Here is a 12,762-nt window from a genome sequence, read left to right on the forward strand (position 1 = left end):
GAGGCTTGAGATTCAAGCCCCGGACAGGAATGACAACCCTTCCATGCAGCAACCGCCGCTCCTGCCCGAAGAGACCCTCGCCCGCGTCCTGCGACTCGCGCGCTTCGACGGCACCGGCGCGCTGTTGCTCGGCGGCATGTTCGCGCTGTCGGCCGCCATGTCGGGCGAACGCGCCTTCGCCGTCATCGGCCTGCTTGGCGCCGCCGCCGGTGCGATCGAACTGCACGGCGGCGAGCTGTTGAAGCAGGGCTACGTCCGCGGCATGAACTGGCTCATCGCCAGCCAGCCGTTTCTCCTTCTCGTCATTTTCGCCTACTGCGGACTGCGGTTGTGGTACTTTGAACTGCCGCCGGTGCCCGAGTCGTTCCAAGGTATTTTCGCCGCGAGCGCACAGCAATGGAACATGACCGTGCCGGAATACCAGGAGGCACTGAACCGCCTGACCGTCCTTGCCGTGGCCACGGCGGGCGTCGGGTTTCAGGGCTGGATGACGATCTACTATTTGCGCCGCCGTCACGCGGTGATCCGCGCGCTGGCGGTGGAGTGACGCTCCGCCGCAACCGGCGCGCCCGCTCCCAGCCCGCACTTGCACCGTCCCCGCTCGGTCGTACGTTCCCGCCATGTCGAAGGATCGCTACATCGCCGCGAAACAAGCCTGGGCGGAAAAACAAAAAGCCCGCGGCGTCACCGCCCGGACGAGCGCGTCCGCCGACCGGCTGCCGCCCGGCCAGAAACTCACCACGGGTTTTCCCGTGCTCGATCTCGGCGTGCAACCCGAGGTGCCGCTGCCGGACTGGCGCCTCAAGGTCGACGGACTCGTGAGCCAGCCGACGCAGCTTTCCTGGGATCAGTTCAGCGCGCTGCCGCAGGTGACCGACGTCAGCGATTTCCACTGCGTGACGACCTGGAGCAAATACGACTGCACGTGGGGCGGCGTGGCGTTCACCACGCTGTATGATCTCGTGCAGCCGCAGCCGGAGGCGAAGTTCGTCTACTTCAGCAGCTATGACGGTTACTCGACGAATGTGTCGCTCGAGAAGTGCCTCGATGACGACGTGCTGATCGCGACCTCGTTCGACGGCGCGCCCGTATCGCGCGAACACGGCGGCCCTGCGCGCGTGATCATCCCCAAGCTCTACGCCTGGAAGGGCGCGAAGTTCGTCAACGCGATCACGTTTCTCGCCGAGGACAAACTCGGCTTCTGGGAAGTGCGCGGTTACTCGAACACCGCCGATCCGTGGACGGAAGATCGATACGCGTGAGGTTGCTTGCGTAGGGCGGGCGCGGCCTACCCTCGATCCTCCACGCGATTCCAATTCGTGAACCACGGCGCCTCCTCCGCCGTGATCGCGTGCACCCGCAGCAAGCCGTCGGACACCGCGCGCGCCACGAGCGGCTGCAACGCGTACTCACCGCGGGCGAGCGCCTCCCAGGCGAGCCACTTGAATTCGCGCGGATAGATCGCGGCGAGGGGCTCGAAAAAATCTCCGCGCCGGCCGACGACGCCCACGCCCGGTGACGCCGCTTGGGCCAGCGCGGTGAACCACGACGCCGTCATCTGCGGCAGGTCGACCGCCAGCACGGCGAGCGCCGGCTGCGCGGCGCGTTCGAGTCCCGCCGTGATGCCCACCAACGGGCCGCAATCCGGCAGGGCGTCGCACACCATCGTCGCGAGCTCGCGCGCGTCCCGCACCCAGGGCTGTTCGGGTCGCGCCGAAATGAAACTCTCCGTTGCGCCCGCCGCCTTCAGCACTTCGCACTGCCGCCGCCACAGCGGCACGCCGTCGAGCTCGAGCATGGCCTTGTCGCGCCCCATCCGGGTCGAGCGGCCGGCGGCAAGGACGATGGCGCTGAGTGAAGTCGACATGAAGGCGGGAAGCGACGCGGCGGCGAACGTGACGCCCGCCCGCGCGCGGCACAAGTCGCCTCGGCGGCAGTTCCCGTTGGACAACGCCGCCGCCGCCGGCCAGCCTCCCGCGCCACCATGGCTGAGACCAATCGCCCGCTCGCCAACCGCATCCTGATCGGACTCGTCGTCGGCATCGTGGCCGGCATCGGCACGCTGATCGTCGGCCGGTTTTCCCCCGAGGTTCTCGTCGTCATGCGCAAGGTGTCGACCGCCGTCTTCGATCCGTTCGGCCAGATTTTCCTCCGGACCCTTTTCTTCGTCGTGATGCCGCTGGTCTTCGCCTCGCTCGCTTCCGGCGTGGTGCAACTCGGCCGCCTCGATCGTCTCGGCCCGCTCGCCGGCCGCACGTTCTTCCTGTTTTTCCTCAACATGGCCATCGGCGTGGGCCTCGGGCTGATCATGATGAACGTGGTCAACCCCGGCAGCCACCTGGACCCCGCCGCGAAAACCCGGTTGATGGCGGAATTCGGCGGCGCCGCGCAGAAGCACATCGCGACCGGAGCCGCCTCGCCGTCGATGTCATTCGCGACCCTCGTCGAAATGTTCATGCCGAAGAATCTCCTCGGCGCTGTCGTTGGACATAACAACAACGTCATCGGCGATGTCCTCCCGCTCATCCTCTTCGCCATTCTGGTCGGCGCGGTCGGCACGCAGCTCAGCGAGGACAAGCGCCGGAAACTGCAGGACGGCCTCGAACTCGTGAGCGAGTTGATGACCGGCATCGTCAACTTTGCCCTCAAACTCGCGCCCTACGCGGTGCCCGCGATGATCTACAGCGTCATCGTCAAGATCGGCATCGATATCCTCGTCGCGCTTGGCGTGTTCGTCCTCGGTTGCGTGGCCGTGCTGCTGCTTCACCTGTTCGGGACGATGTCGCTCTGGATCAAATTCTGGGCCCGCCGCAGTCCGGCGCAGGTGTGGCGTGATCTGCGACCGGTGCTGATCACGGCGTTCTCCACGAGTTCCAGCAATGCCACGCTGCCGACCGCGCTCGCGTGCGCGAAGGACACGTTGAAGCTGCAGCCGAGCGTCGCCGGTTTCGTGCTGCCGCTCGGCACCACGATGAACATGAGCGGCACGGCGCTGTATGAAGGCTGCGTCGTGTTGTTCGTCGCGCAGGTGTTCGGCGTCGACCTCACCCTCTCCCAGCAAATCACGCTGCTGCTGCTCTCCGTGTTGAGCGCCGTGGCGGTGGCCGGCATTCCCGGCGGATCGCTGCCCCTCATCGCCGGCCTGCTCGCGACCTTCGGCATTCCACCCGAGGGCATCGGCATCGTGCTGGGCGCGGATCGTATTTTAGACATGACCCGAACGATGACCAATGTCGGCTCGGACATGATCACGACGATGGTGGTCGACGCGCAGATGCAGGCGGTCGACGCCGCGGCGGTGGCGCGAAAGGTTTGAGTACGAGACGGTAGCCTTTACCCGACCTTAACAGAGCCGCGCTTGCCTGCGACGTCGACGGTGGCTACGACACTCGCCTGCGTGATGACCACCACCGGAGATCGTAGTCTCTTTCCCCGATGAAACCCGCCGTGGAGGCGGAGCACATGCCGCAATTGGACGCCCTGCGGGCGTTCGCGTTTGTCGGCGTGGCCGTGTCGCATTGGACGCCGAACTTCCTCGCCGGCATTGTGCCGTGGGGCACCGGCGTGCAGCTTTTCTTCGTCCTGAGCGGATTCCTCATCACGGGAATTCTTCTGCGCAGCCGGCCGGCGGATCTGGGAATCTCGATGGGGCAGGTCCTGCGGGTGTTCTACCTGCGCCGCATCCTGCGGATCTTTCCGCTCTATTACGGCGTGCTCGCGCTCTGCCTGCTGTTTTCCGTCGGTCCCATCGCCAGCACGTGGCAGTGGCACGTGCCGTATCTGTCGAACGTGTACTACGCGTGGCACGGTCATGGCACCGCGATCGCCGACCCGTATCTCCACCTGTGGTCGCTGTCGGTCGAGGAACAGTTCTACCTGCTGTGGCCGCTGGTGGCGCTGGTTGCCTCGCGGCGGGCGCTGCCCTTCATTCTCTTTGGCTCGCTGGTGGGCTCGATGCTGTTTCGCGTGGGCATCACCACTCTCGCGCCGAGCGTAGTTTCGATTCGTTACCTGACGCCCAGCTGCCTCGACGCCTTCGCCGTGGGCGGGCTCATCGCCTACTACAAGCACTACGGCGGCACCGCCGGCATCCGCCGCTGCGCGCTGCACCTGACGTGGATTGGCATCGCCGGCCTCGGCCTGGGCACCGTCGCGCTGCCACGCGTGATCGGTTCCGACGACGCCCACCGCATCGGGCACACGTTCCTTGTGATCTTTTACGGGGCCATCGTCGCCCAGGGGGCGCTGGGTTTTCGCAGCATCCCGGGCGCGGTGCTGAATTTCAAACCGGTGCAGTACCTCGGCAAAATCAGCTACGGTCTCTATGTTTATCACTACTTCGCGCCCTATGTGGTGAGCGGGCTCGCGCGGAGTGCAGGCTGGGAGGCGTCGTTGCGATCCCTGCCCGTCACGCTGACCGCCTATTCAATTTTCACGCTGCTGGCAGCCATGGCGTCGTGGCATCTGTACGAGTATCCCATCAACCGGCTGAAACGGCATTTTGCGTATCCGCGCGCACACGCCCCGCGCGTTCCCGTCACAGGCGCCGCGGCACCGTCCACCTCCAACGCCTAACCGGCCGGATCGCCGGCGAACGGGCCCGGCGCGCGCGGGGTGGTGAAGACACGTAGTGGGGCCATATACCCTCGCAACCACTCTGCGGCACTGCTTAGAGAGGCTCATCAGAACGCTGCTCCTCCTGCTGCTCTGCGCCACGTGCATCGCGTGCGCCATCATGGACTGCCCGGATCGGCAGGACCGGAGGAAAGTGTTCCGTCATGGTGCCGTCGGACTCGGCATCGCCGGTTTCATCTGGTGGCTGCTGGCGTATCAAATTGGAATCTTCAACCGGGCCTGAAGCACGTCGCCCACGGCACAATGTCAGGTCGGGACGGTCGCATCGCCACCGGCGTTCCGGTGCGATTGAACGGCAACCGCTGAACGCCGATCTCCCTGTTCCCGCCGCCGCCCGCAGGTTCTGACAATTCCGCCATGTTCCGCCCCTTGATTTTCGCCCTCCTCGCGGCCTCGCTGCTCGCCAACGTTTGGTTCCTCACCCGCCCGCAGCCGGCCGACGCGCCGAACAACCGCGCCACGGCGGCCCGGCTCTCGCCCCTCGTGCCCACGACCGCTCCTGCGCCGGCGTCGGAGCCGTTGGCATTGCTTCGACCCGGCGGCGAGCCCCTCACCACCGCGGACATGGCAACGCTCCGCACCCGCCTTGAGTCATTGGGGCTTCCGCCCGAGATCGTTCGCGCCGTGCTCGCGATGACCATCCACCGCTCGTTTCAGAAACGCCGCGAAGCGATCCTGCGCCTGCCCGGACCCGACGAGTACTGGCGCAACCAAGGCCAGCGCGCCGACCCCGCCGACCAGATAGCCCTGCGCGAACTGGATCGTGAACAACGCAGGCTGCTGCGCGAATCCTCGGCGGATTTCGAATTCGACGACGCCGCCGAGCGCCGCCAGTTCGGCGGTCTCCCCGGCGACACGGTGGCGCGCTTGAAGCGCATTTTCGCCGACTACAGCGACCTCGAGGAGCAACTCTATGCCGACGGCTCCGACCGGGGTTCGAGCGAGAATCGCAATCGCGCCGCACTCCTCGCGAAGGAAAAGCGGGCCGACATCGAACGCCTCCTGTCGCCCGACGAATTGTTGGACTATGATCTGCGCAATCACCCGGCCGCCCACCGGCTGCGCGGAGCGATTGGTCAATTTGCCGCGACCGAGGCGGAGTTTGTCGCGCTTTTCCCCGCCTTCCGCGCGGCCCTGGAGGCTGCGGGTGGAAACGAAACCCGAACGCGCACGAATGTTGCCGAAGCCCGCCGCACCCGCGAAGCCCTCGAGAGCCAGCTCGACACGGAGCTGCAGCGCGTGCTCGGCAGCCAGCGGTTCGCGGAACTCAAGGACGCCAACAATCACCTGCTGCAGGAAACGCGCGCCTTCACCGCCAGTCTCAACCTGCCGCCGCAGGCCACGACCGAGGTGATTTCCGTCCAGCAGGAGTTCAGCCCGAAGCTCAACGCCCTCGATCGCGACCGCGACCTGACGGCGAACGAACGCGATGCGCGCGCCTACGCCCTCGCGAAAGACGCGCGCGATCGGCTCATCCGCGTGCTGGGGACAGAAAACTTCGAGGCCTACAAACGCCGCGGCGGCGCGTGGCTGGGCTCCGCGCTCAATCGCGCACCACCGTCAACGCCGGTGCCCTGAGCCGGAGGGCAAAGGGAAACGCGGCCGTTTCTTCAAGCTGGTCAGCCTCTCGGCCCGAACTATGCTGAACGGGTCCCACTTCCACCCCGATGTCCACTGACACTCCCCTCGCCCCACCGCCCGTCGCCGAGGATCGCACCGTGGCGATCCTCAGTTATATCACGCTGATCGGTTTCGTCGTCGCGATTATCCTGCACACCAGCAAAAAGACCCCGCTCGGCGCGTTTCACCTGCGTCAGGTGCTCGGTCTGATCGTCACCGGCATGGCGTTCGGCATGTGCGTCATCGCACTCGTGTTCATCCCGATCCTCGGCTGGCTCGTGATTGCCGCCGGTTGGATCTCGATGCTCGTCCTCGTCGTGATGGGCTTCATCAGCGCCGTCACCGGCCAGCAGAAGCCCGTCCCGGTGCTGGGCGAACACTACCAGAAGTGGTTCGCCAACGTGTTCACCTGAGCCAGCTGGTGGGTGTAGGCGGGGTGCGGTGGCTTGCGCTGCGGCGTCACTCCCCGCACGGATGAGCGAGTTCGCCCCATGAAAACACTCACCGCGCTTCTGGCCGTCTTCGCTTTCCTCGCCGTCTGCGGCACGACCGCCGCCGAAGCGAGTTTTTCGCTGGTTCCCGCGCAGGAGTGCCGCCCTCGCCAGGGCTGGCCCAATTTCCTCGCGAAGGCCGCGACGCCCGGCGCGCAAGTGCGCATCGCGTACTTTGGCGGTTCGATCACGGCCCAGTCCGGCTGGCGGCCCAAGACACTGGCGCATTTTCAGAAGACGTATCCGCAGGCCACGTTCACCGAGATCAACGCCGCGATCGGCGGCACGGGGTCCGATCTCGGCGTGTTCCGCTTGAAAAACGACGTCCTCGCTCACCGTCCGGATCTCGTGCTGGTCGAGTTCGCGGTGAATGACGGCGGCGCGTCACCCGAACAGATCCACCGCTGCATGGAAGGCATCGTGCGCCAGATCTGGCGCGCCGCGCCGCAGTGCGACATCGGCTTTGTCTACACGCTCACCGAGGCGCTCGCCCCGGCGATGCTCGAGGGAAAATTCCAGCGCTCCGCCAGCGCGATGGAGCAGCTCGCGGATCACTACGGCATCCCCAGTATCCATCTCGCGATGGAGGTCGCGCAACTGGCCCGCGCCGGCCGCCTGGTGTGGAAAGCGCCGTTGCCGAAAACCGAGGCCGAGCAGCAGGCGCTCAGCGACAAGGTCGTCTTCGCGCCCGACTCCGTCCACCCACACGTCGAGACCGGCCATGAAATGTACCTGCAGGCTGTCGTACGCTCGCTCGAGCCGATCCGCGCCGCTTCCCAGGCCCCCGCGCCGCACGCGCTGCGGGCTCCGTTCATCGCGTCGAATTACGAGCAAGCCCAACTGATCCCCATCTCGGCGGCGACGCTCTCACGAGGCATTGGAATCGGCACCGATCCCGCTGCGGTGGCGTTTGCCAAACGCTGGGTCAACCGGTTGCCCGCGATCGTTCGGGCCTCCGAGGCCGGCGACACCCTCACCTTCTCGTTCAAGGGCACGCGTTGCGCGATCTATGATGTCATCGGGCCAGACTGCGGCCAGGTGCGCATCACGCTCGACGACCGGCCGCCGGAAGCGAAGGCGCGCTTCGACGCCTACTGCACGTATCATCGGCTGAGCACGTTCATGGTCGGTACGGAACTGCCGGATACGATCCACACCGTGAGAATCGAACTGCTGCGCGATCCGCCCGACAAGGCGAAGATCCTCGCCCAGCGCAACCAGACGATCGACGACCCAAAGCGCTACGCCGGGCTCTCGTTTTTCCCAGGTGCGATCCTCCTGGTCGGCGAGCTCGTGAAGCCGTGAGGCCTGCTCACCGTTCACACACCACGTCACGCTGTTCCCAGCCGTCCGCGCGCTTCACGCGCAGCGTCGCTCGTTTGCTCGTGGCCGCGCGCACCTGAAACGTTCCGGCACCGAGGTCATAGTCGACGCGGCCGACGTGATCGATGGAGTCGAGCACGACCTCAAACCGGCTTGTCTTCAGATAGCCCGCGACAACGAACGTGCCTCGCTCCGGCAACGCCGGGGGCGTCCGATGCGCCTGCAGGAACTCCGCCGCAGCGCGGCCCCGCAGCTTTTGCTGGGCGGGCGTTTCGTTCGCGTAATGGTTGCGGTTGTCGCCGACGCCCGCGAGTTCGTGATACGTCACGAGCGCGCCGCGGCCCTGACCCTGCGCCGCTCCGACCCACAGCCGCGCGTGCAACGATGGCACGCGCACATCGTCGGCACCGTGAATGACCAGCGTCGGCGTGAGCAGATTACCCACGGTCGTCAGCCCACCCCGGCTGCGATACGCCTCGGGATTGCTGTCGGGCGTCCCGCCGATCCACGGCTTCCAGTTCTTGGGGTTCTTCTCCCACGAGCCTTCGAGCTCATCGCGAAACTCACCCTTGCGATCGAAGGCGTGCCAGAGCGCGTAGTCGCTGATGCCCGACGCCGCCACGGCCGCCGCAAACGTGTCCGGAAATTTTCCCACCAGCGCAAACGTGTTGCCGCCACCACCGCTGCCGCCGGACAGCAGCACGATTTCAGGCGAGGCAATCCTCGCCCGGTAGTGCGTGCGCGCGAAGGTCACCGCATCGATCACGTCCTGCAGTTCCCAGCCGTTGCAGTCGGGATTGCCCGTGGCGTCACCGCGGCCGCGCATTTCCGGCTCGATCACGAAATAGCCGCGATCGACGGGATCGGGAATGTTGTCGCTGTGCGCGGTCTTCACCTGGCCATGCCAGCCGTGCATCTTCACGAGCAGGACGCCGGTCGGCGTGGCGCAGCCGAAGCGCGCGAAGAGCCGCAGCGACGTGTCACTGCTCGCCGGATACTCGCGGTATTCGCGAAACGGCGCCGTCGTCTGCGGCGCGTTGGATTCTGCTCCCGCCATCGATGCGGCGACGCTGGAACCGAGGGCGAGGAGTAGCAATGAACGAAGCAGGGGCGGGGTGTTCACGGAAGCGGAGTATCTGGGGCACGAGGCGGCGGCGAGCAAGCGAGCTCGTGTCAGGCTTCGCTCGCTGGGAACTCGCCGCCGATCAAGGCGCGGAATCGATCGCTGAAGGCCGCTCCGTAGATCGAGGGCGGAAATCGATTTCAGGGCTCCCGCCGCACTTTCGCCCGAAAACCCACTTTCGACCGCCCGGTCGGACAAGACCGATTGGGCCGCAGCTGCTAGCGTGCGGGGCCGTACCCGCCCGGAGAACGCGTTCAACCGCGTCCTCCGGCAAACCTTCCCCGCCACCTGACCCAAACCCCGCTCCGCGACTGCGCCGGCACGATGCCGTCTCGGCGTCGTCTTCCGTCCACTCGCCAGACCGGCGTCGAGCCTGCTTCATCCAACGCCACCCGCCCCCTTGTCATGAACCCCATGCCTCCTTCGCTTCGTTCCTCGGCCACGCTCTCGCGGGCCACCCTCGCTTTCCTCACCTGCACGCTTGCGGGTGCCGCCGCGTACGCGCAGGCCGTCACACCCACACCCGCGCCGCCCGCCAACGCAGCGCAACGCAAGGCGCCGGCGAACGCGGGCGAGGTCATCGCGTTGAGCGCGTTTGAAGTGCAGGCCGATCCCGACAACAGCTACGGCGCGCTCAACTCCGCCTCGATCACGCGCTTCAATGTCGAGATGGAGAAGATGCCGGTGTCGGCCGACATCTTCACCGAGACGTTCATGAAGGATGTCGCGGCGACTTCGGTCGAGGACGTGATCAACGGCTACTCCGCCGGCACCGGCAACAGCGACGGCGCGGGCGCGGGCACCACCTCGACGCAGCCCGGTGATCGCAACGGCAACTATTACATTCAAATCCGCGGCATGAATACGCCGGCGATGCAGCGCGATTCTTTCATGCCGGTCGGCGCGTTCGGCAATCCCGGCTCCACCGCGGTCGGCCGTACGGACAACTTCGACCTCGAGCGCATCGAGGTGATCAACGGCCCGCAGGCGCTGCTCTACGGCGGCGGCGGCGCGGGCGGCGTGATCAACGTCACCTCCAAGCAGGCGCGTTTTGCGCGCCAGAGTTTCCGCCAAAGCCTGAAAAGCGAGGCGCTGTTTCGCGTCGATCAATACGGCTCGAAGCGCGCCGAACTCGATGTGGGCGTCGGCACGACGTGGTTCGCCGCTCGGTTCGCGTTCCTGCGCGAGAGCACGTCCAGTCGGCGCGTCAACATCGGCGGCGTCACGAACGGCCAGTACGGCCAGCTCGCGTTTCGTTTCTTCCAGAACACCGCGCCCACCACGGTGCGCCTGTCCGGCTCGTTGACGATGAACCGACGCCGGCTCTCGACCAACCCGACGCTCACCGCCGCCGGCGATCCGCGCAACGGCCACGCACTCCACTACCTGTTGGCCACCGGCCAGACCGGCGAAACGAATCCGCAGACCGGCGCGCGTTATCCGGCCGGCGCGATCCTCAACGGCAAGTTGAACTGGGACAACGTGGACTCGTTCGCCGCCGGCTATGCGCAGCAGGAGCCGGTGAGCAACGACTACTCGAGCGTCACCATCGAAACGAAGTGGCGCGACTGGCTCACGACGCAGTTCGCCGCGGGCTACGACTACTATACCGACCGACGCATTAATCCCGGCTTCACCTTCTTCGCGCCTCGCTCCGGCAACAACACGACCGACAACTGGGCTGGCGCGATCACGCCGAGCGACAGCTGGCAGCCGGCACGCACCAAGGCCGGACGCGTCGCAGCGGTCATCACGAAGGATCTTTTCCAAGGCCGCGCGAAAACCCAGACGCTCCTCGGCGCCGACTATCTCCGCTCCGACTCCGGGCAGATTTCCTATCAGTGGTACCAGGCCGACGCCGCCTGGAACATCATCGTCGCGCCCAACGCCACGCTCGCCACGGCCAATCTCGGCCGCACGCCGATCGCGCAGCAACGCTGGTCGCTCAACGATGGCCCGACGCCGTATCCGTGGGGCAGCCAGAATCCCGCGCGCGATCGCATGACGCTCAACGGCGTCAACTACGTGCGCGCCCTGCAGAATCCGCCGCAGGCCAGCCTCGTCACGCCCACGAATCCGCTCGGCACGCCGTTCACCGCGGGAAATTACATCCAGACGAAATACTTCAACAAGGGTGCCTACGTCGTGAACTACACCGAGTGGCTCGGCGGCCGGTTCAACACGCTCTGGGGCGTGCGGCGCGGCGAGTACATCCAGGATCGTTTCCAGCATTTCGACAACCTGCGCGCCCGCTACCTCTCCAAGTCGACGCCGATGAACTACAACGTCGGCCTCGACTGGAACGCGGCGCGCTGGCTGCACCCGTACGTGAATTTCTCGGACTCGGTCATGCCGCCGTACGTCGCGAACCGCACCGATCCGCTCGGCAACTCGCCCGGCGCCGCGAAGGGCATCGGCATGGAGGCCGGCCTCAAGCTCAACAACGCCGCCGGCACGCTCTCGGGGACGTTCGCCGCATTCCAGACCAGCGCGAAGGGCGATCTCTACGGCATCAATGGCTCGATCGGTTCCGCCATCAATCCGAACGGGCTCAACGGCAACAGCGGCGGCAGCAACTTCGTGAGCATCGATCGCAAGACCCGCGGTCTCGAGTTGCGCCTCACGGCCGCGCCCACGCGCAACTGGCGCCTGCGTTTCAGTGCCGCCCACAACGACGGCGAGATCGGCAGCACCCGCACCTACGATCAGCTGTACAACGATCAGTTCTACGCGAACGCGGCAGGCCAGGTCACTTACCGCAACGGCACCGTCGTTTACGTCAACGGCGCCGCCACCAACGCCGCGCAGGCCACGGTCGTCGCCGCCACCGACCCGGGTGCAGTGCCGCTCAGCATCACCATGATGAGCACGCCCGGCGCGACGAATCCGTACTTCGCCAACCCCGATCTCATCTCCGGTGCCATCAACCGCGGCTCCGCCGCCGCCAACATCCTGCTTGGCACCGGCAACGCCGCCGCGATCAACGCGAACGGCCCGATCCTCACCGGCCGCGTCGCGCTGCCCATCACGGATCTGCAGCTCAACAAGACGCTGTCCGGCGTGGCGCCTCCGGGCGTGATCGTCGCCACGCGCGTGGGCGACAAGACGTCAGGCTATCCTGAATACAGCGCCAACCTCACGAGCAACTACGTCTTCACCGGCGAGCATCTCCTGAAAGGCCTGAGCCTCGGCGGCACGTTCGCCGCGGGCTGGAAGCAGCGCGGATATTACTATTATGCTGCGCCCGTCACCGCGGCCAACGCCCTCACGCTGCGCCGCACGCTGCTGTACACGCCGCCGCCGCGGCAGTTCAACCTCATCGTCGCCTACGGCCGCAAGTTCGGACGCTACGCGTGGAGCACGCAGGTGAACGTCGCGAATCTGTTCAACCGCTACGACATCGCGCTCCAGCCGAACGCCACCACCGGCTACCTTACGACCAGCGGCATCAACGCGACATTCTACCAGCAGCCGCGGGCGTATACGTGGACGAATTCGATCAAGTTCTAGCTGGCGTCTTGCGATCGGAGTTGGGAGCGCGACCGCCCCCGGTCGCTTTCGGCAGCAGCG

The 12,762-nt window shown here is 66.1% G+C and carries 11 protein-coding genes; 9 read left to right on the forward strand and 2 right to left on the reverse strand.

The window, feature by feature from the left end:
• Window positions 1–43: 43 nt before the first annotated feature.
• Window positions 44–547, forward strand: coding sequence for a hypothetical protein (locus ACLJEU_RS24610; RefSeq protein ID WP_414661355.1), 504 nt, complete (start codon window positions 44–46; stop codon window positions 545–547).
• 73 nt (window positions 548–620) lie between these two features.
• Window positions 621–1,262 carry a sulfite oxidase-like oxidoreductase gene (locus ACLJEU_RS24615; protein WP_414661354.1) on the forward strand — a complete coding sequence of 214 codons (642 nt, stop codon included), beginning with the start codon at window positions 621–623 and terminating at the stop codon, window positions 1,260–1,262.
• Window positions 1,263–1,288: 26 nt separating this feature from the next.
• On the opposite strand, the gene mobA is transcribed toward ACLJEU_RS24615, so the two are convergent.
• Complete coding sequence (mobA, locus tag ACLJEU_RS24620) at window positions 1,289–1,867, reverse strand: molybdenum cofactor guanylyltransferase (RefSeq protein WP_414661353.1); 579 nt, start codon at window positions 1,865–1,867, stop codon at window positions 1,289–1,291.
• A gap of 117 nt (window positions 1,868–1,984) precedes the next feature.
• Between mobA and ACLJEU_RS24625 the strand changes: the two genes are divergently transcribed.
• The 6 genes from ACLJEU_RS24625 to ACLJEU_RS24650 all read left to right on the forward strand — a co-directional run bounded on the left by ACLJEU_RS24625 (window position 1,985) and on the right by ACLJEU_RS24650 (window position 8,051).
• Window positions 1,985–3,316: a dicarboxylate/amino acid:cation symporter gene (locus ACLJEU_RS24625; RefSeq protein ID WP_414661352.1), complete on the forward strand. Its 1,332-nt coding sequence runs from the start codon at window positions 1,985–1,987 to the stop codon at window positions 3,314–3,316.
• A gap of 119 nt (window positions 3,317–3,435) precedes the next feature.
• Window positions 3,436–4,575, forward strand: coding sequence for an acyltransferase family protein (locus ACLJEU_RS24630; RefSeq protein ID WP_414661351.1), 1,140 nt, complete (start codon window positions 3,436–3,438; stop codon window positions 4,573–4,575).
• A gap of 160 nt (window positions 4,576–4,735) precedes the next feature.
• Window positions 4,736–4,858, forward strand: a complete 123-nt coding sequence (locus tag ACLJEU_RS24635; protein WP_414661350.1) for a hypothetical protein — start codon at window positions 4,736–4,738, stop codon at window positions 4,856–4,858.
• Window positions 4,859–4,992: 134 nt separating this feature from the next.
• On the forward strand, window positions 4,993–6,213 hold the full coding sequence (locus ACLJEU_RS24640; protein ID WP_414661349.1) for a hypothetical protein: 1,221 nt from the start codon (window positions 4,993–4,995) through the stop codon (window positions 6,211–6,213).
• A gap of 89 nt (window positions 6,214–6,302) precedes the next feature.
• Window positions 6,303–6,668, forward strand: a complete 366-nt coding sequence (locus ACLJEU_RS24645) for a DUF4870 domain-containing protein (RefSeq protein ID WP_414661348.1) — start codon at window positions 6,303–6,305, stop codon at window positions 6,666–6,668.
• Between the two features lie 78 nt (window positions 6,669–6,746).
• On the forward strand, window positions 6,747–8,051 hold the full coding sequence (locus tag ACLJEU_RS24650; protein ID WP_414661347.1) for a GDSL-type esterase/lipase family protein: 1,305 nt from the start codon (window positions 6,747–6,749) through the stop codon (window positions 8,049–8,051).
• 7 nt (window positions 8,052–8,058) lie between these two features.
• Here ACLJEU_RS24650 and ACLJEU_RS24655 read toward each other — a convergent pair whose 3' ends face one another.
• Window positions 8,059–9,192, reverse strand: a complete 1,134-nt coding sequence (locus ACLJEU_RS24655; RefSeq protein WP_414661346.1) for an alpha/beta hydrolase family protein — start codon at window positions 9,190–9,192, stop codon at window positions 8,059–8,061.
• A 414-nt stretch (window positions 9,193–9,606) separates the two neighbouring features.
• On the opposite strand from ACLJEU_RS24655, the gene ACLJEU_RS24660 reads away from it, so the two are divergent.
• Window positions 9,607–12,702: a TonB-dependent receptor plug domain-containing protein gene (locus ACLJEU_RS24660; protein WP_414661345.1), complete on the forward strand. Its 3,096-nt coding sequence runs from the start codon at window positions 9,607–9,609 to the stop codon at window positions 12,700–12,702.
• Window positions 12,703–12,762: the final 60 nt, after the last annotated feature.

The organism is Terrisphaera buseokensis (assembly GCF_047521145.2).
GTDB lineage: Bacteria > Verrucomicrobiota > Verrucomicrobiia > Opitutales > Opitutaceae > ER46.